The sequence below is a fragment of the Sandaracinus amylolyticus genome, from assembly GCF_000737325.1.
In the GTDB taxonomy this organism is placed as follows: domain Bacteria; phylum Myxococcota_A; class Polyangia; order Polyangiales; family Sandaracinaceae; genus Sandaracinus; species Sandaracinus amylolyticus.
In genome coordinates this window covers 2,229,597-2,251,752 of sequence record NZ_CP011125.1, presented here as the reverse complement: position 1 = coordinate 2,251,752, position 22,156 = coordinate 2,229,597, and the positions used below count along the sequence as shown (strand labels likewise).

General features: G+C 73.0%; 19 protein-coding genes. 7 read left to right on the top strand and 12 right to left on the bottom strand.

The annotated features are described in order from the left end of the window. The first annotated feature begins 82 nt into the window (after nt 1-82). The 5 genes from DB32_RS09455 to DB32_RS49915 all read left to right on the top strand — a co-directional run bounded on the left by DB32_RS09455 (nt 83) and on the right by DB32_RS49915 (nt 7,665). On the top strand, nt 83-898 hold the full coding sequence (locus tag DB32_RS09455; protein ID WP_053232092.1) for a TIGR02452 family protein: 816 nt from the start codon (nt 83-85) through the stop codon (nt 896-898). Nucleotides 899-905: 7 nt separating this feature from the next. After that, nucleotides 906-1,625, top strand: a complete 720-nt coding sequence (locus DB32_RS09450; protein WP_053232091.1) for a YqjF family protein — start codon at nt 906-908, stop codon at nt 1,623-1,625. 48 nt (nt 1,626-1,673) lie between these two features. Beyond that, nucleotides 1,674-3,092 (top strand): M16 family metallopeptidase, encoded by a 1,419-nt coding sequence (locus tag DB32_RS09445; protein ID WP_053232090.1) that lies wholly within the window; start codon nt 1,674-1,676, stop codon nt 3,090-3,092. Further along, a complete protein-coding gene (locus DB32_RS09440) occupies nt 3,089-4,540 on the top strand; it encodes a M16 family metallopeptidase (RefSeq protein WP_053232089.1) in 1,452 nt (483 codons plus the stop codon). Before DB32_RS09445 ends, DB32_RS09440 begins: the two co-directional genes overlap by 4 nt. 83 nt (nt 4,541-4,623) lie before the next feature. Beyond that, the gene (locus DB32_RS49915; RefSeq protein ID WP_053232088.1) at nt 4,624-7,665 is read left to right on the top strand and encodes a putative metal-binding motif-containing protein; all 3,042 of its coding nucleotides are present in this window, start codon (nt 4,624-4,626) and stop codon (nt 7,663-7,665) included. On the opposite strand, the gene DB32_RS09430 is transcribed toward DB32_RS49915, so the two are convergent. Genes DB32_RS09430 through DB32_RS09410 form a run of 5 tightly spaced genes read right to left on the bottom strand, consistent with a single transcriptional unit; the run spans nt 7,666 to nt 12,112 of the window. After that, a complete protein-coding gene (locus DB32_RS09430) occupies nt 7,666-8,226 on the bottom strand; it encodes a peroxiredoxin family protein (protein ID WP_053232087.1) in 561 nt (186 codons plus the stop codon). After that, nucleotides 8,223-10,010: an NAD(P)/FAD-dependent oxidoreductase gene (locus tag DB32_RS09425; RefSeq protein WP_083457272.1), complete on the bottom strand. Its 1,788-nt coding sequence runs from the start codon at nt 10,008-10,010 to the stop codon at nt 8,223-8,225. The genes DB32_RS09430 and DB32_RS09425 overlap by 4 nt, the downstream gene beginning before the upstream one ends. Before the next feature lie 45 nt (nt 10,011-10,055). After that, entirely contained in the window at nt 10,056-10,862 is an 807-nt protein-coding gene (locus DB32_RS09420) for a 2TM domain-containing protein (RefSeq protein ID WP_053232085.1), read from the bottom strand. 48 nt (nt 10,863-10,910) lie between these two features. Next, nucleotides 10,911-11,666, bottom strand: a complete 756-nt coding sequence (gene fabG, locus DB32_RS09415) for a 3-oxoacyl-ACP reductase FabG (RefSeq protein ID WP_053232084.1) — start codon at nt 11,664-11,666, stop codon at nt 10,911-10,913. Next, nucleotides 11,663-12,112, bottom strand: a complete 450-nt coding sequence (locus DB32_RS09410) for a hotdog family protein (protein ID WP_053232083.1) — start codon at nt 12,110-12,112, stop codon at nt 11,663-11,665. The genes fabG and DB32_RS09410 overlap by 4 nt, the downstream gene beginning before the upstream one ends. 109 nt (nt 12,113-12,221) lie before the next feature. Between DB32_RS09410 and DB32_RS09405 the strand changes: the two genes are divergently transcribed. Beyond that, a complete protein-coding gene (locus DB32_RS09405; RefSeq protein ID WP_053232082.1) occupies nt 12,222-12,632 on the top strand; it encodes a hypothetical protein in 411 nt (136 codons plus the stop codon). A 4-nt stretch (nt 12,633-12,636) separates the two neighbouring features. Here the strand turns inward: DB32_RS09405 and DB32_RS09400 are convergent, their stop codons facing one another. The 3 genes from DB32_RS09400 to DB32_RS09390 all read right to left on the bottom strand — a co-directional run bounded on the left by DB32_RS09400 (nt 12,637) and on the right by DB32_RS09390 (nt 16,891). Then, entirely contained in the window at nt 12,637-12,996 is a 360-nt protein-coding gene (locus DB32_RS09400) for an ApeI family dehydratase (protein WP_053232081.1), read from the bottom strand. 114 nt (nt 12,997-13,110) lie between these two features. Continuing rightward, the gene (gene ltrA, locus DB32_RS09395; RefSeq protein WP_205627040.1) at nt 13,111-14,562 is read right to left on the bottom strand and encodes a group II intron reverse transcriptase/maturase; all 1,452 of its coding nucleotides are present in this window, start codon (nt 14,560-14,562) and stop codon (nt 13,111-13,113) included. A gap of 508 nt (nt 14,563-15,070) precedes the next feature. Beyond that, complete coding sequence (locus tag DB32_RS09390) at nt 15,071-16,891, bottom strand: hypothetical protein (protein WP_157068893.1); 1,821 nt, start codon at nt 16,889-16,891, stop codon at nt 15,071-15,073. A 1-nt stretch (nt 16,892) separates the two neighbouring features. On the opposite strand from DB32_RS09390, the gene DB32_RS49910 reads away from it, so the two are divergent. Continuing rightward, the gene (locus tag DB32_RS49910) at nt 16,893-18,554 is read left to right on the top strand and encodes a serine/threonine protein kinase (protein ID WP_053232079.1); all 1,662 of its coding nucleotides are present in this window, start codon (nt 16,893-16,895) and stop codon (nt 18,552-18,554) included. A 4-nt stretch (nt 18,555-18,558) separates the two neighbouring features. Here the strand turns inward: DB32_RS49910 and DB32_RS09380 are convergent, their stop codons facing one another. The 4 genes from DB32_RS09380 to DB32_RS09365 all read right to left on the bottom strand — a co-directional run bounded on the left by DB32_RS09380 (nt 18,559) and on the right by DB32_RS09365 (nt 22,155). Further along, the gene (locus DB32_RS09380; RefSeq protein WP_053232078.1) at nt 18,559-19,329 is read right to left on the bottom strand and encodes a DUF4013 domain-containing protein; all 771 of its coding nucleotides are present in this window, start codon (nt 19,327-19,329) and stop codon (nt 18,559-18,561) included. Nucleotides 19,330-19,457: 128 nt separating this feature from the next. Then, a complete protein-coding gene (locus tag DB32_RS09375; protein ID WP_053232077.1) occupies nt 19,458-19,988 on the bottom strand; it encodes an AgmX/PglI C-terminal domain-containing protein in 531 nt (176 codons plus the stop codon). Between the two features lie 197 nt (nt 19,989-20,185). Beyond that, on the bottom strand, nt 20,186-20,866 hold the full coding sequence (locus DB32_RS09370; protein WP_053232076.1) for a hypothetical protein: 681 nt from the start codon (nt 20,864-20,866) through the stop codon (nt 20,186-20,188). Nucleotides 20,867-20,898: 32 nt separating this feature from the next. Further along, nucleotides 20,899-22,155: a PEGA domain-containing protein gene (locus DB32_RS09365; RefSeq protein ID WP_169791386.1), complete on the bottom strand. Its 1,257-nt coding sequence runs from the start codon at nt 22,153-22,155 to the stop codon at nt 20,899-20,901. Nucleotide 22,156: the final 1 nt, after the last annotated feature.

Here is a 22,156-nt window from a genome sequence, read left to right as displayed (position 1 = left end):
GCACGAGGTCACCGGCGTTCGTGCTTCCGCCGATCTTCGATGCAACTTGCATCGAAGTCTTCGATGCGTCATGCATCGAAGCATGACCAACAAGCTCAACCGCAAGCGCCGCCAGGAGATCGCGGAGGAGACCGTCGCGATCCTCCGCGCCGGTCGCTACGTCGCGCCGAGCGGGCGCGAGGTCGACGTCGAGCGCGCGATCGGCGACGCGATCGCGGGCACCACGCTGCACACGCCCGAGCGCCCACCGCCGCGCGCGATCCCGAGCGCGCGCCCCACGATCATCACCGTCGCGAACGAGACCACGCTCGCCGGCGCACGACGCCTGCACGACGAGGGACGACGCGTCGCCGCGCTCGTGTTCGGCTCCGCGCGCAACCCTGGCGGCGGGTTCCTCGGCGGCTCGGAGGCGCAGGAAGAGAGCCTCGCGCGCGCGTCCGCGCTCTACGCGTGCGAGGAGGGCTCGCCGTTCTACCAGCACCACCGCGCGCGGCGTGATCCGTCGTACTCGCACCACGTGATCCACGCGCCCGACGTGCCGGTGCTACGCGACGACGCGGGCACGCTGCTCGAGGCGCCGTGGCCCTGCTCGTTCCTCGTCGCGGCGGCGCCGAACCGCCGCGAGCTCGATCCCGACGAGGACACCGCGCCGGTCATGGCGGAGCGCATCGCGCGCATCCTCGACGTCGCGGCTGCGCACGAGCATCGCGCGCTGGTGCTCGGCGCGTTCGGGTGCGGTGTGTTCCGCAACGATCCGATCGAGGTCGCGGGGCTCTTCGCGTCGGCGCTCGAGGGCAGCCACGCCGGCGTGTTCGACGTCGTGCGCTTCAGCGTGCTCGACACGTCGGAGGAGGGCGCGACGTTCCGCGCGTTCGCAGCGCGCTTCGATCGCGCATGATGGCGCGATGACGCTCGATCGCATCGCGCCGACGCGACGACCCGAGGGCGCGAACGCCGGCACGCAGCGGTGGCGCGAGCTGCTCTTCGTGCACTGGAGCGTCTCGCTCGACGAGGTGCGCGCGCTCGTGCCGGCGGCGCTCGAGCTCGACGCGTGGGAGGGCCGCGCGTGGATCGGCGCGGTGCCGTTCCGCATGGAGCAGATCCGCCCTTCGTGGCTGCCCGGCGCGCTGGCGCTCGACTTCCTCGAGCTGAACCTGCGCACGTACGTGCACCACCGCGGCCGCCCCGGCGTGTGGTTCTTCTCGCTCGAGGCGAGCTCGTGGCTCGCGGTGCGCGCGGCGCGCGTCGGATGGTCGCTGCCCTACTGGCACGCGCGCATGCGCACCGAGCGCGACGGCGCGCGCGTGCTGTACGCGTCGTCGCGGCGTGGGCACGATGCGCGGTTCGACGTCGACTACGAGATCGGCGATGCGCTCGGCGCGTCGGCGCCGGGCACGTTCGAGCACTTCCTGCTCGAGCGCTACCTGCTCTTCGCCGCGCACCGCGGGCGGATCCTCGAGGGGCAGGTGCACCATGCGCCCTACCCCGCACATCGGGCGCGCGTGCTGCGGCTCGAGCAGACGCTCACCGCGGCGGCCGGCCTCCCCGCGCTGCAGCGCGCGCCCGAGATCCTGCACTGGAGCCCGGGCGTCGACGTCGAGGTGTTCGGCCCGCGCGCGACGTGATCGAGCGCCTTCCATCGCGCGCGTGATCGCTGCTACACACGCGCGGTCATGAAGCACCCATCCATCGCGCACGCCGCGATTGCTCTCGCGTGCGCGATCCTGCTCCTCACGACCACGCTGTCGGCGCGACACGCGCACGCCCAGACTGCGCGCGCCCCGGAGCGCTTCGCGCTCGAGATGCCCGACCCCGAGCGCTACGTCCTCGAGAACGGGCTCGAGGTGATCCTCGATCCGCTGCCCGGACGGCGCGAGGTCACGGTGCAGGTCACCTACCACGTGGGCGCGGCGGATCAGCGCCCCGGCTGGACCGGCCTCGCGCATCTCGCCGAGCACCTGATGTTCGAGGGCTCGCTGCACGTGCCGAACGACTCGTACATCCCGTGGCTCGAGCGCGCGGGGAGCCTCGATCGCAACGCCACGACGTCGCTCGATCGCACCGAGTACCACCAGACGTTGCCCTCCGAGCGGCTCGAGACCGCGCTGTTCCTCGAGAGCGATCGCATGGCGTACCTGCTCTCGGTGCTCGACGAGGCGAACGTCGACGAGCAACGGCGGATCGTCGCGCGCGAGCGCATCGAGCACTACGCGCTGAGCGCGCACGGCCTGTTGCCGGGCGTGACCGCGCGCGCGCTGTATCCCGAGGGGCACCCGTATCGCGAGGTCGACGAGCGCCCGGCCGATCTCGAGGCGATCCGCCTCGCGCACGTGCAGTGGTTCGTGCAGTCGTACTACCAGCCCGCGAACGCGACGCTGATCGTGTCCGGCGGGTTCGAGCCCGCCTCGGCGCGCGCGCAGATCGAGCGCTGGTTCGGGAGCATCCGTCGCTCGGGTCGCGTGCCGCCGCGCGTGACGCCACCGCGGGTGCGGCTCGAGGACGAGACGCGCATCGTGGTCGAGGCCGATCACACGAACGACGAGCTGCGCGTCGTCTGGCCGACGCCGGCGTACGGCGCGCCCGGCGACGCCGAGCTCGACGTCGTCGCGCACATCCTCGAGGAGCGGCTGCGCCTCGCGCTCGTCGAGCGTGGGCTCGCGATCGGCGTGTGGGCGTACCAGCTCAGCCGCGAGCGCGGCTCGGAGTTCACCGCGGGCGTCGTGCTCCCGCGTGATCGCGGCACCGCCGAGGCGCTCTCGGCGATCGACGCGGAGCTCGAGCGCATGCGCGGAGGTGTCGATCCCGCGCTCGTGCGGCGTGTCGATCAGGTGTGGTTCGACCGGCTCGTGGAGCGGATGGAGCGCACGTCGGCGCGCGCGCAGCTGCTCTCGATGCGCTGGCACGACGGCACGCCGTACACGGTCGCAGCGGACGCACGCCGCTACGCGCAGGTCGACGCGGAGCGCACGGCCCGCGCGGTGCGAGCGTTCCTGCCGCTCGACCGGCGGATCGTGGTGTCGCTCGACGCGACGCCGGGCGTGCGCGAGGGCGGTCGCGTGGTCACGACGCAGCGCGTGCAGAGGTCGCGATGAGGTCCACGTGGCTCGCCCTCTGTGTCGCGCTCGCCGTGATGCACGCCGGATGCGGAGGCGCATCGCGCGCGACGTTGCCCGCGCCGCATCGTCCGCTGGTGCGCACGCGCGACGACGCATCGCGCGCGCCTCCGCCGCTCGCGACGCTCCCGCTGCTCGAGGTGCCCGAGGTGCACCGGACGACGCTCGCGACCGGCCTCGACGTGCAGGTCGTGCCGCGCACCGAGCTGCCGCTGGTCGCGATCGTCGTCGCGTCGCGCGCGTTCCACATCCACGACCCGGGCTCGCCGCGCGGCGCGGCGTCGCTGACGGCGCGCGTGATGGAGCGCGAGCTCGGGCGGATGGCGCTCGCGGCGCGCGGGCGTGAGCTCGCGGCCCCCGACGTCACGGCGGGCGGCGACGGCTTGCTCATCGCGATGCAGGTGCCGAGCACGGAGGTCGTGCCCGCGCTGACGATGCTCTCGGCGGTGCTGCGCGCCGAAGACTGTTTCGCCGCCGACGTGGAGCTCGCGCGCGTGGCGCATCGCGAGCTCGTCGCGCGCGCGCAGACCGTCGGTCGGCTCGCGAGCCTCGGCGCGCTCGTGTCGCTCTACGGCCCGGAAGATCCGCGCTCCGCGCCGTCGTACGGCAGCGCGCTCCACGTCGAGCGCCTCCAGCGGGCCCACTGCATCGCGCAGCGCCGCCGCGGGCTCCTGCCGGCGTCGACGACGATCGCGATCGCGGGCGACATCACGCCCGAGGAGGCCTTCGCGCACGTGCAGGGCACGCTCGGCGCGTGGGCGCGCACCGGCGCGGCGGTGCCGCCCGCGCCGCCACCGACGTTCCCGCAGTCGGAGCGCAACCTGCTGCTCGTGCCGGTGCGCTCCGAGGAAGGCTCGCTGATGATCGTCGAGCGCGGCCCGGGCCCCGACGAGCCCGGGTTCCCGGCGTTCGCGGTGCTCACGCGGATGCTCGGCGGCATGTTCGCGGCGCGCATGAACATCGAGGTGCGCGAGCGCCGCGGCTGGGCGTACGGCGTGTCGGCCGAGCTCGGTGTCGCGGCGGATCACTCGACCGTGCGCGTCGAGTGCACGGTGCGCGGCGATCGACTGCTCGACACGCTGCAGGTGTTCGAGCACGAGCTCTGGCGTCTGCGCGAGCCGGCTCGCATCGAGGCCGACGAGCTCGCGACCGCCGTGAGCATGGAGCGCGCGACGCTGCGCACGCAGCTCGAGGCGCGCACCAGCGTCGCGTACGCGCTGGCGCGCGCGTTCCTCCACGGGCGAACGCTCGCGGATCATGCGCGCCTCGACGCGGCGCTCGCGTCGCTCCGGAGCGACGACGTGGCGCGCGCCGCGGCGTCGTTCCGGCTGGGCGCGGCACCGGTGGTGATGATCGGGCCGCGGGAGCTCGCGCCGGCGCTCGCCCGCGCGCGCCCGGGGCGGTTCGGGCTGATCCTCCCGCCCTGAGAGCGGCCTGAAAGCGCCTGAAATGCCCTGAAATTCGCGGCTCTGCGCGAGACGCGCCCGTCGAGTCACGCGAGAGTCGGGCCATGGGGAAGGATCACCACGGCACGCGCGGGGGCGCGTGGCGGATGATGTGCGCCGTGCTGGCGCTGGCGTGCAGCGAGCCGGCGCCCGACGACGCGCTCGACGCGACCACCGACGACGGCGACGCGAGCGTGCTCTGCGCGAGCGACGCCGACTGCAGCGACCAGCTCTACTGCAACGGCGCCGAGCGCTGCGCGCCGACGAGCGCCGACGCCGACGCGCGCGGCTGCGTCCTCGCCGAGCCCGCGTGCGTCACGGGGCAGTCCTGCGACGAGGCGGCCGATCGCTGCGCGACGGTGTGCGCGGTGACCGAGGACGCCGACGGAGACGGCGCGATCGCGATCGACTGCGGCGGCGACGACTGCGACGACTCCGAGCGGCGCGTGTTCCCGGGCGCGATCGAGATCTGCGACCCCGAGCACGTCGACGAGGACTGCGACCCCACGACGCTCGGCGCGCTCGATCGCGACGCCGACGGATACGCCGACGAAGCCTGCTGCAACGACCGCGGCGACGGCGTGCTCGCGTGCGGCGACGACTGCAACGACCTCGAGCGCACCGCGACGCCGACGTCGAGCGAGGTGTGCGATGGCTTCGACAACGACTGCGACGGCACCATCGACGAGCGGGTGCTGGCCTCCGGCTTCCTCGACGCGGATGGCGACCTGCACGGCGATCCCGCTTCGCCTCGCATGGCGTGCCCCGGCGAGACGCGCTTCTCGGCGGTCGACGACGACTGCGACGACGCGGACGCGCAGCGGCACGGCTCGCAGTCCGAGGCGTGCAACGCGCGCGACGACGATTGCGACGGAACGATCGACGAGGCGACGTCGACGCTCACGTGGTACCGCGACGCCGACGGCGACGGCTTCGGCGACCCGAACGCGACCTCGCGCGCGTGCGCGCCGCCGGCGGGCCACGTGCTGATCGCGCTCGACTGCGACGACGGAGATCCCGACGTGCACCCCGCGGCGGCCGAGCGCTGCAACGGCGAGGACGACGACTGCAACGGCCGCGCGGACTTCCGCGTCGCGCGCGGCGACTACGAGGACGACGATCACGACCTCCGTCCCGACGCGTCGTGCAGCGAGGACGAGGGCGTCGCGGACTGCGACGATCGGAACCCCGACGTGCGCCCCGGCGCGCCCGAGCTCCTCGACGGAGTCGACAACGACTGCGACGAGGCCGCGGACGACGTGTGCCGCGCGACGAGCTGGTACGTCGACGGCGACGGCGACGGATTCGGCGACGGCGCGAGCGAGCCGATGCGCGGGTGCGAGCCGATCGCGGGACACGCGCCGCGCGACGGCGACTGCGACGAGGCCGCGCCCGAGCGCAACCCCGCGCAGCGCGAGGTCTGCGACGGCGAGGACGACGACTGCGACGGCGAGACCGACGAGAGCGCCGGCTCGCTGTGCTTCCTCGCGCACGCGCTCGGCGCGTGCGACGCGGGCGCGTGCACGATCGATCGCTGCGGCCGCGGGTGGCGAGACTGCGACGGCGAGACCGACGACGGCTGCGAGATCTCGATCGCGACCGACGCCGCGAACTGCGGCGCGTGCGGCACCGAGTGCGCGGGCGGCGATCACGCGATGGCCGCGTGCACGATGGGCCGCTGCGGCTTCGACTGCGACGACGGCTACGGCGACTGCGACGGCGACCCGCGCAACGGCTGCGAGGCCGACGTCTACTCCGACGTGCTGAACTGCGGCGTCTGCGGCCGCGTGTGCTCGAACCGTCCGAACGCGACGCGCGACTGTCGCCTCGGCGCGTGCGTCGCGGACTGCGCGACGGGCTACGAGAACTGCGACGGTGACCTCGCCGACGGATGCGAGGTCGAGATCGCGCGCGACGCGACGAGCTGCGGCGCGTGCGGCGCGAGCTGCGGCACCGCGGGCGAGATCTGCATCGATCGCTCGTGCGAGACGCCGGCCTTCGCGAGCAGCGGGTCCGAAGGTGCGTTCGCGCCCACCGCGGACGTGGTGCTCTCGCCGGGCGTGCACCACTTCACGACGATCACGATCCCCGAGGGCGTGGTGGTCACGACGTCGGGCAGCGGCGTGCTCGAGCTCCGCGCGACCGGTGACGTGCGGATCGCGGGGCGCGTCGACGTGACGGGCTCGCGCGGAGGGCACGGCAGCGCGGCATATCCGCAGTCCGACTCGGGCGGAGGCGGCACCACCGGCACGCCGCTCGCGCCCGGCGTCGACTTCGACGAGATGACCGCGGAGTGCGGGCCCGCGGGCAGCGGCGGCACCGGCGCGACGGGCGGGAACGGCGTGACGACGTCGAGCGCGGGATGCTCGCTCGGCGGCGCGTTCGGTGGCGGCGCGGGCGGCCTCGCCACCGGTGCGGGCGGTGGTGGCGGCGGCTACGCGGGCGGCGGCGGCGGGATGGACTACCAGGGTCGTGCCGGCGGTGCGGGCGCGTCCGCTGCGGGCAACTCGGGCGGCGCGGGCGCGAGCGACACGACGCCGTGCACGCCGGCGCAGGGCGGACAAGCACACGGCCGCTACGCGGGCACGAGCTCGCCCGGGTGCCACGGCGGCGCGGGGGGATCGATCGGCGCGCTCGCCGTCGCGGATCTGCGGGTCGCGACGACGTTCCGTCCGGGCAGCGGCGGCGGTGGCGCCGGAGGCTCGTACCTCAACGGCTCGGGCGGCGGCGGTGGCGCGGGTGGCGCGGTGCGGATCGCGAGCGCGACGCGGATCGAGATCACGTCGACGGGTGCGGTGCGCGCGGACGGCGGCGCGGGCGGCACCGGGCCGAGCGGCGGTGGCAACGGCGGGGGTGGTGGCTCGGGCGGCGTCGTGTACCTCGTCGCGCCGTCGATGCAGATCGACGGCACGGTGAGCGCCGTCGGCGGCGTCGGCGGAGGCGGCGGGAGCCCGCAGCGCGGCGGCAACGGCGGGCTCGGTCGCGTGCGGCTCTCGGTCCTCGAGGAGGAGTGCACGATCACCGGCGTCGTGTCGCCGGTGCTGCTCGACGGATGCGGCCCGAGCGCGGTGCGCGAGCACCCGTACGTCGCGCGCTATCCCGACTGATCAGGGCGCGGCGGGCGCGGGGGCGGGCTCGCGCAGGAGCTGGCGGAACGTGCGGAAGAAGGACGTGCGCTCCGCCTCTCCGACCGCGCCCGCATGGCGCCATCGCATGCGCCCCTGACGATCGATCAGCGCGACGTTCGCCTCGCTGCCGCGCAGCGAGAACGGCGCGCGCCGCATCACGCCGTCCCAGTCGAGCAGGATCTGGATCCCATAGCGCGACGCGATCGTGCGGATGGCGCCGCGCGCCATGTCGCGCACGATGCCGTCGATCCCGTGCACGTCGGCGATCGCGTAGGTCGTCGTCTGCTGCTGCAGGTGGTTGTCGATCACGAAGCGGTGCAGCGTCTCCTTGAACGCGTGGTTCACCGACGTGTGATCGCGATCCTCGTAGAAGACGATCACGACGCGACCACGCACCGACGACAGCGTGCGCGTCTGGCCCGAGGTCTCCTCGAGCGAGAAGTCGCCCGCCTCGCTCGGCGGCTCGACGAGCTGCGCATGCGCGAGGGTCGCCGCCGAGAGGGCGACGATCACCGCGAGCAGCGCAGCCCGGCGCGTCACTCGGCAGCCTCCGCGATCTGCGCGTAGACGTGGTCGACCAGCGCGCGCACCGACACGACCTCGGGGTGCTTGTCGGCGCGACCGACGCAGCGCTCGAAGTCGCGCGCCACGAGCGAGAGCGCGCGACGACGCGCGCCGCCTTCGGCCTCCTCCGCGTCGAGCCGCGCGTCCGAGACGCGCGAGCCCCAGGTCGCGAGATCGACCTCCCGCGCGAGCTCCACGCCGTTCGTCGGCCCGAGCGACACCAGCGCGCGCAGCACCATCTCGTGCAGCAGCTCGTCGGCGAGCGCGAGCTTCTCCGTCATGTACACGTGCGTCTCGTCGGGCGTCATCGCCTTCTCGAGATCGAGGTGCAGGTTCGCGAGCAGCGACGGAATCGGCGGCAGCGTCACGTGCACCGCGCGCGGCTCGTCGTGCGCGCGCTTGGCCCACTCCGAGACCAGCTTCTGCGCGCGGAAGCTCAGCGTCGCGAAGCCCTTCGCGATCTCCACGAAGCGCGCGTGATCGGCGGGCGGCAGCTTCCAGAGCTCCTTGAAGAAGTACTGGCAGACGAACGCCCAGTAGTTGAAGTCGTCCCAGTAGATCTTCGCGGCCATCGCGCGCGGCTGGCCGTAGCAGGGCGCGGCCTTGCGGTAGGTCTCGCACGCGACGTCGAAGAAGCGCAGGTAGAACCCGTCGTATTCCTCGGCGCGCGCCTGCCACGACGCGTCGCCCGCGAGGTCCATGCGGACGAGCTCGGTCGTGAAGCAGTTGCCGAGCGCGATGAAGTCGGAGCCCGGCGAGTAGAACGGATCGGCGAAGGGACCGGCCTCGCCCACGCACGACCAGCGATCCTTCGAGTAGACCTGCGCGCTGCCGTGCGAGTAGTGGCGCAGGCAGAGGAAGTCCTCGGCCTCGTGGTGGCCGATCTGCTCCCAGATGCGCGGCTCGTGGTGCGCGATCCACTGCTTCGTCTTCTCGAGCGTGCGGATCGTGTCGAAGGGATGCACCTCGTCGTGCACCACGACGCCGACGCTGGTGTGCCCGGTCGAGAGCGGGATGAGCCAGAGCCAGTAGCCGGTGCCCATGAAGTGCACCGTGGAGAGCCAGCGGATGCGCTCGCCGTCGCGCGCGTGCCAGCCGCGCTCGCTCTCGGGCACGAAGTCGCCGACGTCGAGCTTGCCCTTCACGCGGTACCACGAGCTGTTCGCGAGATGGCCGCTCGGGCGCGTGAGATCGAGCTTCTTGCGGATGAGGGCGGCGCGTCCCGCGGCGTCGACGACCCAGCGCGCGCGCAGCGTGACGCGCTCGCCCTGCGAGCCCTCGCTGATCACGACCTCGTGCGGCGCGTCGCGCTCGCCGAAGTGGATGTCGCGCACCGAGAAGCCCTCGATCAACGTCACGCCGTCGGCCTCGACCATCGCGCGCAGATCGTTCTCGAGGCGCCCGCGATCGAGCTGGAACGAGGGCACCTTCGGCATCTGCGGCGGCCCGATCTCGGTGCGCTCCTCGAGCCTGTGGGTGCGCCCGCCGCCCGGGAAGAAGCGCAGCCCGTTCTTGATCAGGTGGTTCTTGCGGAGGTAGTCGCCGAGCCCGAGCACGACGCCGAAGTAGTGCGACGAGAGCTCGACGCTCGACTCGCCGACCTTGTGCGCTGCGTCGGGAAGCGGACGACGCTGGCGCTCCACCACCGCGACCTTCGCGCTCGGCACCTCGCGGCGCAGCTGCCGCGCGAGCGTCAGGCCCGCGAGCCCTCCCCCGCAGATGACCACGTCGAACATCGCCCCATCGAACGAAGCGCTCATAGAGAGAATGAGAGTATCGCTACGACGGGCCTGGCGCCCACCGATTCACCGGCGGAGCTTGCGCGACGAGCCGCGCCGCTCGCGCTCGTCCTCGTCGTCGAAGTCCTCGTCGTGATCGACGCGCACGCGCGGACCGCGCCCGTCGCCGTCGCCCACGTCGCCCACGCGCGCGCCGGTGGGCCCGCCCTTCTTGCGCGCGACGTAGCGATTGAACTCGGTGTCGGGCAGCGGGCCCTCGTCGCGACGCGTCGCCTTGTCGAGGTGCTTCGTCGCGGCCTGGAGCAGCGCGCTCACGCCGCTCTCGACCGCGCGCTCGAACTCCTTCTCGATGCGCTTGCGGCGATCCCGGTCGCCGCGGTCGCGATGGCGTCGCGCCTCGCGCTCCAGCCGACGCGCCTCGCGCTTGCGCTCCGCCTCGCGCCTGCGTCGATCCTTGCGCGTCACGCGCTCGACCTGCGCGGGCGTCGGCTCGCGGAGCGCGCCCACGCCCTGGAGCGCGACCGCGATGCCCCACCCGAGGAGCGGATAGAAGAACCACCATCCCGGCCCACCGAGCAGATCGAGCAGGAAGAGCCCTGCGTTGACGACGAGCCACGTCAGGAAGTGCGACGCGAACCGGCGCCGACGCGCGGCCTTCCACGACTCGACCGCGAGCCGATCCTCGCGTCGCTCCGCGAGCTCGCCCGCCGCGCTCTCGACCGCCGAGACGTCGATGCCCGCCTCGCGCGCGGCCGCGACGAGCTCGTCGTGGCGCAGCGCATCGCCGCGATCGTGCGTGCGCTCCGCGGCGCGCCGCAGGATCTCCTCGACCTCCTCGCGCGTGTAGCGCGGCGTCTCGCGCTCGTCGGCCATGACGGTCGATCTCCTACCACGCCGCGTTCCACCGCTGCAGCGCGCGCGTCAGCACATCCCGCCGTTGACCCCGATGACCTGGCCGGTGATGTATCCCGCCGCATCGCTGCACAGGAACGCCACGATCGCGGCGACGTCGTCGGGCTTGCCGATGCGGCGCATCGGGATGTGCTTGAGCACCTCGTCGAGCGGCGTGCCCTGCGCGAGCGCGCCCTGGAACATGTCGGTCTCGACCGGGCCCGGCGCGACTGCGTTCACGGTGACGTTGCGCTTCGCCATCTCCTGCGCGAGCGCCTTGGTCGCGCCGATCAGGCCCGCCTTCGCGGCCGAGTAGTTCACCTGACCGCGGTTGCCGATCACGCCCGACACGCTCGCGATGTTCACGATGCGGCCCCAGCGCGCGCGCACCATCGGCATCACGAGCGGCTGCGTCACGTTGTAGAAGCCGTCGAGCGTGGTGCGCGTGACCGTCTGCCATTGCGCGAGATCCATCGCGGGGAACGGCGCGTCCGCGGTCACGCCCGCGTTGTTGACGAGCACGCCGATCGGCGCGCCCTCGAGCAGCTTCGCCATCGCCGCGCTCGCGCGCTCCGCGTCCGCCACGTCGAAGCGCGAGAGCTCGGCGCGCCCGCCCTCCTTCTCGATCGACTCCTTCACCGCCTGCGCCGCGTCGTCGTTCGATCGGTACTGCACGATCACGGGGTAGCCCGCGCGCGCGAGCGACACCGCGATTGCCGCGCCGATGCCGCGGCTCGCGCCGGTGACGAGCGCCCTGGGCTTCTCCTTCGGGCTGCGGTCCCTCATCGCTGCTCCCCCGCTCCGGTCGCGATCCCCATCGCGACGTTGATCGTGCCCTTCGCGATGGTCGCGCCCGCGCGCACGAGCGCGCACTCGTACTGCGCGGCGGGCGGCATGAACATCACCTGGGTGACGCGCACCTCGAGCAGCTCACCGACGCGCAGCGTGCTCTCGCTCATCTCGAGCTTGCGCGTGCCGAGCAGCGCGCCCGACGACATGCCCGAGCCGCGCGTCATCCCGAGATACCCGAAGTGCGCGGCCGCGGCCTGCGCGAAGAGCTCGAGCGTCACGAGCGCGCTCACCTCGCCGCTCGGCTCGACGAAGAGATCGCCCTGCCGGAACGTCTTGGTGCACACCGCCTCGGTGTCGGTGCACGCGACGAGCGCGTCGAGCATCAACATCGGTGCGCGATGCGGCATGAACGCGGTGAGCGGCGGGAACGCGGCGGACATCGCGCGCGGTGTACCACGCAGCGAGCGCCGGGTTCGACCCCCGAGCCGGACCCGAGCAAGATCCGCGGCCGACGGGGCGTAGACTCTCCGTCGACGCGAGGAGAGACGCATGAACGACTTCACGCCCTGGCTCCGCCCCACGCTCGTCGGTCCGTTCGCGACGACGTGGACCATCGTGTCGCTCCTGCAGCTCGCGCAATCGGCGCTCGTGCTGCCGAACGGCGAGCGCCTCGACGCGTGGCTGCTCGTGCTGCTCTCGACGAGCTTCTACGCCGCCATGATCGTCGTCGGCCTGCTCAGCGCGGATCTGCTGCTGCTGCGCGCGCAGATGCGTCGCCTGCCGACGAACGGTCGTGCGTGGATGTCGTCGCTGCTCGCGCCGATCGGCGTGTGGATCGCGTGGGGGATCGTGGGCTGGGGCGACGAGGACACCGCGATCCCGATGCTCGTCCTGCTCGTCGCGTGGCCGTTCCTCGGTGTCCCGCTCGCGCTGCGCTGGGCGTTCGGCGAGCGCCCGTGAGCGCTCACGCCTGATAGACGATCGCGCCCGATGCGCAGCGCGTTCCGTCGCGCGAGACGTCGAAGCGCACCTGCGTCTCGCCGGGCGCGCCGCCTGCGCTGCGCTCGAGCGTGACGTCGAGCTCGTCGCCCGGGTGGATCACGGCCTCGAACTTCACGCGCACGATGCGCTTCTCGCGGCCCAGCGCGGCGAACACCTCGCGCGCCCGACGATGTGCGAGCGCGACCAGCTGCGCGACCCCGGGCAGCATCGGGTTGCCCTCGAAGTGGCCCTCGAAGAAGCGCAGATCGACGGGCACGCTCGCGCGCAGCACCGCGCGCTCGGGCGTCCGCTCCACCTCGCGCACCACGAAGTCGTCGCTCATTGGTAGATCCTTACCTGCTACCGGCCTGCGCCGGCGGTTGGTCAAGACCCCCGTTCAAACCGTGCGTGCGGATTTCCCGCACACGGCTTACGGGCAGTCTCTCGAGTCGCTGCATTACGCGACCTCCCGGAAGAAGGCTCGCTCGGGGTACTGCACGGTCCCTCGCAGGCGATGAAGTCCGAGGCTCCAGAAGTACTCGCGCGTCCACCTGCTCGACTCCCCCGGCTTCAGATGCCGGCCCTTGCGCTCCACGCGCAGGTCCCGCAGCCGACGCCAGACGTAGCTGTCGAGTTGGTTGAATTTCTTGGCGGCATTTCCGGTGCGGAAGTAGTTGCCCCAGCCCCGCAGCACGGGGTTGAGATCGGCGATCACCTCGCGAACATCCGCGTGGCACCGCCTCCTCGGGGTCAGCTCCTTCACGCGCTGTCTCACCCGCTTCATCGCGCGCGCGGACGGCCAGCGATGCAGGAAATAGAGGCGTCTGCCTTTCTTCTCCCACAGCGCTCCGCTCATGCGTTTGTGCAGGTGATGTCCGAGAAAATCGAAGCCCTGCTTGCCATCGTAGAGCTCGACTCGCCTCGTCTTGTCCGGATGCAGCTCGAGACCGAGGCGCCCGAGGATGACTCGAATGCGCCTCTCTGCCTCTTCGCACTCGCGCTTCGTCGTGCACATCACGACGAAGTCGTCCGCGTAGCGCACCAGCGTCCCGAGCGGGGCGCTCTTACGCATCCACGTCACGTCGAGCACGTGCAGGTAGATGTTCGAGAGCAGCGGAGAGATGACTCCGCCCTGCGGCGTTCCCGCGATGTTGCGAGTCACGACGCCCCCGTCCATCACGCCCGCTTCGAGCCACTGCCGCACCAGCTTGAGCATCCGCCGATCCGAGATGCGTCGAGCGACGAGCTTCATCAGCTTGTCGTGATCGATGCTCCCGAAGTAGTCGCGGATGTCGGCGTCGAGCACGTGATGATGCCCTTTCGCGCCGAGCTTCCTCAGCGTCTCCAGCGCACCCAGCGCGCCCCGCTTCGGCCGGAAGCCCCACGAGCACGGAAGAAAGTCCGCCTCGAAGATCGGCTCCAGCACCAGCTTCGCCGCCATCTGGACCACTCGATCCCGGACCGTCGGAATCCCGAGCGGCCGCTTCCTTCCATCTGCCTTCGGGATGTACCGGCGCAGCACCACCTCGGGCCGGTACGTCTTGCTCCGCAGTGCGTCGCCGAGCTCTTCGAGGAAGCGCTCGACTCCGTACTGCTTCACCTCGGCGATCGTCTGGCCATCGACGCCCGCCGCGCCCTTGTTCGCCTCGACTCGCTTCCACGCTTCCCGAAGGACGTCACTCCTCCAGATGTGGTCATGAAGAGCGTGAAAACGTCTCCCAGGTGCTCGCTTGGCCGCGACCCACAGTCGCCTCTGCAGTTGTCGCACTTCTTCGCGCGGCCTACGGCCGACGGGGTCGTTAGGTCCGGTCCTGCCGGCCATTCCCTCGCGCTTACCTGCTTCCTCGACGTGACTGCCCCAGGGACCCTTCCCTCCCGTCGCGTTGTTCTGCACGACGTTCGTCGACATCGCCGACGCGATGCCGTGCGGTACTACGATCCCCTCGGACTCCCGCTGCGCGGCGGCCGATTTCGCCTTCGGCTTATACGGCGCGCTTCGCCCCGACGAGGGCTGCGCAGACGGGCCTCTCGTGTTCCGCGCTTCTCCGTGATCGCGTGCTGCGCCCCATACCCCGCCGAGACTCGATGCGCGCTCCGGAACAGACGCTTCGAGCGTGGCCTTCGCCGTGAAATGAGCGGCTCGGCTCTCGGATTGTTCATCTGACGAGGCTGCAGGCTTCACTTCATGTTGCGGCCCGCAATCTTGCTCCCCGCTGCACAGCTCTCGCTGCCTGACGGGCTTTCGACGCCCCGCTCGGGACGACGGGATCTCTCCCGACGCCCGGGGCCTGCTACTCGGCGCTCCGGTGCCTACCGAGGCGGGACTCTCACCCGCAGGAGAAGCGCAGCGCGCAGACGTCGGCCCTACGGCTCGACCTTCGTCTGCGTCACGACGCACCATCGCGCGCGACGGTACCTCAACGCCGCGTCAGGCGCAGGCTCACCAGCTCCGCGCTCGGCTCGCGCGCGACGAACGCGAGCCCGACCTCGCCCAGATCCTCGACCGCGCATCGGCGCTCCCCGAGCGTGATCACACCGGGCGCGATCGCGATCACGGCGTCGCCTTCGCGCACCGCGCGGCACCCGTCGATCGCCATCTCGTCGTCGTCGATCGTGATCCCGATCGTGCCCGCGTCGCCGATCACGCGCAGCTCGACCGCGCCGCGCGCGACGAGCCCCACGTCCCAGCGCGTCCCGCGGAGCGCGCGCACGTCGACGCGCGCACCGGCCTCGAGCGCGACCAGCGCGCCGCCGCGCACCTCGAAGCGCGGCGCGGTCCACCGCTCGTCGCCGACCGGATCGCTGGTCCACCACGTCTCGTCGGACGCGAAGAGCAGCGTCGCGGGTGGCTCGTCGAACGGCGTGGGCCCCTCCTCGCGGCGCAACGAAGCGCCGGTCGCGGCGAGCTCGACCACGCTCTCGTCGATCATCGCGACGAGCGCCGAGGGCACCCGCGACGCTGCGCGGGTGGAGACGCGACCGGTCCCGAGGTCGAGCACGTACGCCGCGCGCGACTCGCCCTCGCTGCCCACGACGAGCGCGCGCCCCGCCGTGCTCACCGCGCGCGCAGTCTCGAGCGGCATCGCGTCGAGCGCGCGCGACGCGACCGGCGCGTCACCGTGGAGCGCGATCACGTGGACCTCGTCGCGCGCGACCCACACCAGGCGCTCGCGTACCCACGCGAGCGCGAGCGGCGCCGGCGCGACGATCTCGAATCGCTCGATCACGTCGCCCTCGACGTCGAGCCGCTCGATCACGCCCGCATCCTCGTCGCGCAGCGCGCCCCCCGCGATCCACACCCGGCCGTCCTCCGCGAGCGCGACCCACGGCGCGACGCGCGCCGCCGCGAGGCGCGCGTCCAGCACGGCGCTCTCGGGGCGCTCCGGATCGATCACCTCGATCGCGTCGATGCCCTCGCCGTCGCTCGACGTGCGCCCACCGATCAGCACCACGCGCCCGTCGCGCAAACGGAGCGCCGCGTGATCACGACGCGGCCGCGAGAGCGGCTCGATCACGCGCGCCGCGTCCACCCGCGGATCGAGGATCTCGAACTGATCGTAGGCCGGCGCGCTCGCCGCGATCGCTCCGCCCGCGATCACCACGCGCGCCGCGTCGATCGCCGTCGCGGTGCCGAACGCGGTGGGGAACCCGAGGCGCGCCGGCGTGGTCTCGCCGACCTGCGCGCCCGGCGGCAGGAGCACGACGCGCCCCGTAGCGCGGCCACCGTCGTCGAGCCCTCCGGCGAGGAGCAGCGTCCCGTCGGCGAGCACCGCGAGCTGCGCGCCCTCGGGCGCACGCGCATCGGGGTCGCCGATCGGGCACGACAGCCCCGGCGGGAGCAGCGCGATCTCCTCGCCCGCGCTGCCCAGCGCGCGCCAGCCCACGCCGCGCCACCCGGGCGCCTCGGCGATCGCGAGCACGACGCGCGTCGGATAGGGCAGCGAGGGCAACGCGCGGATCGGCGCGTCGGGCGCGAGCGACACGATCGACGATGGCTCGCCCGGTCCGTCGCCGAGCACGCGCACCCGCAGGGATGCGAGCGACGAAGCCGGCGCGCAGCTCGTCGCATCGGGCAGGCGGAGCACGACCGAGCGCTCGACGACGCGCTCGCCCTCGCACCCCAGCGCGAGCGCGACGAGCAGCGCGATCCCAGCTCGCGGCGACTGGCTCCGGTATGATCGCGTCGCGGGCATCGCCTCGTCCGCGCATCCTAGTCGGCCTCTTCGATCCTCGCTCACCGTGATCGCGTCCGAACCGGCGGCGGGCCCCGAGCCCTTCGGCAAGTACCTGCTCGATCGCGAGATCGCCCGCGGCGGGATGGCGCGCGTGCATCTCGCGCGACTGCGCGGGCTCGGCGGGTTCGAGAAGCGCCTCGTGGTAAAGCAGATCCTGCCGCACCTCGCGCTCGATCCGCGCTTCGTCTCGATGTTCGTGGAAGAGGCGAAGACGCTCGTGCAGATGAGCCACCCGCACGTCGTGCCGGTGTACGAGCTGGGCGTCGTCGACGGCGTGTACTTCCTCGCGATGGAGTACGTCGAGGGCGCGACGCTCGCGGACGTGCTCGAGGAGGGCCCGCTCGATCCGGCGCAGGTCGCGCACGTCGGCGCGCAGACCGCGGATGCGCTCTCGTACGCGCACGAGCGCTTCTCGGTCGTGCATCGCGACGTGACGCCGCGGAACGTGATGGTCGACGCAGCGGGGCACTGCCGCTTGCTCGACTTCGGCATCGCGGCCCCCGCGGAGGACGACGCCGAGGGCGCGCTCTTCGGCACGCCGGGCTATCTCGCGCCGGAGCAGGCGCGCGGCGAGACCATCGGGCCCGCGACCGATCTCTTCGCGCTCGGGGCGGTGCTGCACCACGCGCTACTCGGCGAGCCGCCGGTCGATCCCCACGACGTCGATGCGCTGCGCGCGCGGCGCGATCCGATCGCGAGCGTCGCAACGCGCGGCGTGGATCCCGAGCTCGCCGCGATCGTCGATCGCGCGCTCGCGCTCGATCCGAAGGAGCGCCCGCCGTCGGCCGCCGCGCTCGCGCGCGCGCTGCGCGGATGGCTCGCCGCGAGGAGCCCCGAGGGGGTCGCGCACGAGCTCGGTGCGCGCGCCGAGCGCGCTCGCACGCGCCGCGAGCGACGGCGTGCCTCGGAGCGTCCGCCCGCGCCGACCACCGGCACCAGCACCGCGCGGCGCGAGCCGACCGGCAAGGTGCGCACGCTCGCGCAGAGCCGCGCGCTCGAGGAGATCATCGCGGGCACCGCGCCGCTGCCGCGCGCCAGCGTTCCCTCGGGCCTCGAGCCCGCGACGAAGCCCCTCGATCGCCCGCGACCGAGCGCCGCGCCGGCGCCGGAGCCCGTCGAGCGCACCGAGCGCACCCGCCTCCCCGTCGCGCCGCGCGCGCGGAGCTGGGTCGGCCCGGTCGTCGTCGGAGGTCTCGCGGTCGCGGGGGCGCTGGTCCTCGCGCTCGCGGCGGGCGCGCCGCGCGAGATCGACGATGCGCCCATCCCCGATCGCCCGGTCGTCGCAGCCCCCGAGCCGCCGCGCGTCGCGCCTCCTCCGCCGCCCGAGCCCGACCCGATCGCGACGCCGGTCACCACGCCCGCCCCGCCCGAGACCGAGCCCGCGACCTCGAGCACCCCGGCGACCGAGGACCCCGCGCGCGCCCGCGCTGCGTCGATCGCCGTCTCGTCGCGCGACTGGGCGGAGATCAGCGTCGACGGCCGACGCCTCGGCACGACCCCGATCCGTCGCGCCGCGCTCGCGCCGGGCGCGCACACGATCGTCGCGGAGAACGCGCCGCTCGGCCTCCGCGCGAGCGCCTCGTTCCGCGCCGAGCCGGGAACGCGACTGCGCGCCGTCGTCGACTTCCGCGCGACGCCTCCGCGGATCTCCGTCGACGCGCAGTGATCGATCAGAACGTCGACGGTGCGGGCGCGACCGGACCGTCCGACGGCGGATGCGCGACCTGGAGCGGCGCGCCGCCGCGCTCGACGTACTTCTGGTAGAGCTGCGCCGCGAAGTGCGCGCGCGCGACGACCATCGCGACCATGCACGGGATGAGCGGCAGCCCGCAGAGCAGCATCGAGCCGACCATCATCAGCCACTGCACGAACGCGAGCACGAGCGAGCCGATCACGAGCTCGCGCAGCACGAGCTTCGTCATGTCGAGCACCTCGCGGAACTGGAGCGCCGCGTTCAGATCGTCGGCGAGCTCCGCGCGGATGCCGGCCATCTGCGCCGGGAGCTGCAGGACGATCGACACCGCGATCAGCAGCGGGAATCCCACGCCGAACATGCAGAGCGCGCCGAGCCCGCCCATGCCGCCGTCGCCGCCCGCCGACGCGCTGCTGATGAAGCTCGCGACCGCGCCCACGTACAGGCAGATCACGCCGGTGCCGATCAGGATCCCCGCGGGCAGGCCCCAGATCATCATCGCGAGGAACGCCTTGAACCCGGTCGAGAGCAGCTTGCCGAGGTAGTCGAAGTCGAGATCGAGGCGCGGCATCGGCGTCTCGGTGCCCGACACCGAGCGGCGCACCATCACCGCGCCCCACCCCGCGAGCACGATCTGCCCGAGGAACGGGATGATCGACGCGCTCAACAGCAGCAGCGATCCGACGCCGATCTTCGAGAGCCAATCGGGATCTTCACGGAGTCGGCGCAGGCCGCGGAGGTAGTCCATCGCGCGAAGGAGTGACACGCGCGCTCGCGTCGATCGAGCGCACGTTCGGACTCATCTCACCCCGCCGCCCCCCAGGACGCGCGCAGCGCGAGGGTCGAGAGGGGAGGCGCGCAGCCTCCCCCGGGACATCACTGCCGCGGCGTGAACTGGAAGGGCACCTGCACGACCGCGCAGTCTCGCCCGCCGGGCGGCGGGAACCGCATGTGCGACGCGACGCTGCGCACGCACGCGAACACGTCGCGATCGCGCAGCGAGCCCGTCACCTGCGTGCCGTCCACGCTTCCGTTCGGCGCGATGCGCACCGCGAGCGTCATGTTGCCCTCGAGCATCGGGTTCTGCTTGAGCTGGCGCTCGTAGCAGTTGCGGATCTGCGCGTTGTGCTCGCGGATGACCTGCGAGGCGGCCGCGGTGGCGATCTCACCGGTGCACTCGTCCCAGCTGCGCGTCGGCTGCGGACGCCGCGGCGTCGTCGCGACCTGACCCGCGTCCGGCGGCGGGCCCGCGTCCGGCTCGAGCTCCGGGATCTCGAACTCGTCCTCGACGAGCGCGGTCGACCGACCTGGGCCCGCATCGGGCGTGGTGTCGGCGACCGGCGCGGGCGGTGGAGCCTCCTCGCGCGTCAGGCAATAAGCGAGGCCCGCGATGGCGAGCAACGCCACGCCGGCGATCGCATATTTGGCTCCCCCGCCACCGGGCTGGGGAGGCGGTGTCGACTCGGACGCCAACGTTCTCTCCCTTCGAGCACGCCTTTCGGCGGGCTCCTTTTACCACGCCACGCGATGCGTGCCGTCCCAATCGCACAGCGCCGCACGCGCCGGGCTCTCGGGCGTCTTCATGCCGCGACGCGCGAGAACCTTCAGCGCAGGGACCCCGTGATCTCGAGGTGCAGATCGATCCCGATGCGCGCGTTGCCGTCGGGGAACGCGTCGCCCGGCGCGAGATCGACGCGCGTTCGCGCGAAGAACCGCACGCGGCGCGACGTGTCGACGAGGTATCGCGAGAGCGCGTCGACACCTTCGGCATCGAGCGCGATCGTGCCGCTCGTCATCGCGCCGGCCGCGATGGGAGGCACGACGCCGAGCGCGACGACGCCCATCGAGGGGTCCACGTGCGATGCGCCCTCGGGGCCCCAGAACAGCTCGGTCTCGGGCAGCGCGACCGTGAGCGCGTTGAACGGCACGTCGTAGCGCGCGTCGATCACCTCGATCGCCTCGACGTGCCCCAGCAGCTCGCGCGCGTCCGACGTGAGCTGATCGACGTCGACGACCTCGCCGAGCGCGACCGAGATCGTGCGCGGGGCGGGATCGCACACGCTCTCCTCGCACGTGATCGGGACGTCCGCGGAGCTCGGGCACATCTCGGTAGGCCCGCACGCGAGCTGCGCGATCACGTCGCCGTCGCGCATCGTGTCGGGCAGCGCGAGCGCGTCCGCGTCGACGTCGAACCCGCGCGCGCCCGTCTGGAGCCGGACCATCACGCCGTCGTCGCAGCCCGCGAGCGCGAGCACGAGCGCGGTGAGCGACGCAGCGACGCGCATCGCCGGCAGTCTACGGCGTCGCGCGCGCGACGTCAGCGGCTGACTCCCCACGGCTCGCGTCCGTCGATCACGAGCACGTCGCGCTGCTGCGGCTCGGGCCAGGTCGCACCGATCGCGATGCCGACGGCACCCGCGATCACCACGCCCGCGATCACCCACGGCCACGGCTCCTCCCACCACGCGTCCGGCGGCGGCGGCGGAGTGACGGGGATCGGCTCGTCGAGCCACGCGCGTGCATCGGCGAGCGCCGCCGGCGCCAGCGGCTCGGCCTCGAGATCCGGATCGCGCGGCAGCACCGACTCGACGCGCGCGACGTCGATGCGCACGGGCGCGCCGCATCCCGCCGCGCGACAGGCGACGACGATCGCGCGATCGGTCGCGCCGGCGCTCGCCTCGACGAGCCAGAGCGCACGCGGCGCATGCCCCTCGCGTGACAGCTCCGCGAGGATCGCGGCGACGTGCTCGAGCGCGCCCGCATCGCTCGCATCGCGCAGCGACCGCGCGGCGACGAGCGAGGGCTCGGGCGCGAGCGTCACCGCGATCGGCGCGCGCGCGCCCTGGAGCACGTCGACGAGTCGCGCCCACGCGCGATGCCCGGGCGCATCGACGCGGAGCACGTGCGCCCCGACGCTCGCCTCGATGCGCGCCGGTGCCTCGCCGATCACGCGCCCGTCGAGCGACACGATCGCGCCGGGCACGTCGGTGCGTAGCTCGAAGCGCCCGCGTGGCCCGGTCGCGATCGCGCGCGCGATCGATGCCGCCCGCGCGACGAGCGACGGCGGCGCTTCCGCGGCGCCGAGCACGCGGCTCGGATCGATCGTGCTCGCGCGCGCGAGCGCCGCCTCGGCGAGCCCGGTCTGTCCCAGCTCCGCAGCGGTGACCGCGAGCGCGATCTGCACCTCTGCGTACCACGCGCTCGCGCCGGGCACGTCGAGCACCGATCGCGCGATGCGCTCCGCGTCCGCCAGCCGCGCGAGCGCGCCGTGCGAGTCGAGCTCGGCGCGCGCGTCGTGAGCCTCGCGCACGAGTCGCTCCACGTCGGCGAGCCGCGCGACGCGCGCCTCGTCGCTGCCCGCCTCGTCGAGCGCCCACTGCTCGGCCTCGATCGTCACCTCGGCGCCTGCACGCTCGAGCGCGCGCGCGACCCGGCGTTGCCACCGGCGCGCGCGCCCCGCGACCTCGCCCTCGGGCGCCGACGCGATCCAGACGACGTGCGGCGCATCGGCGCGCGCCGGCACCGCGCCGATCGCGATCAGCCCGGCCACCACCCACGCGCACGCACGAGCCACG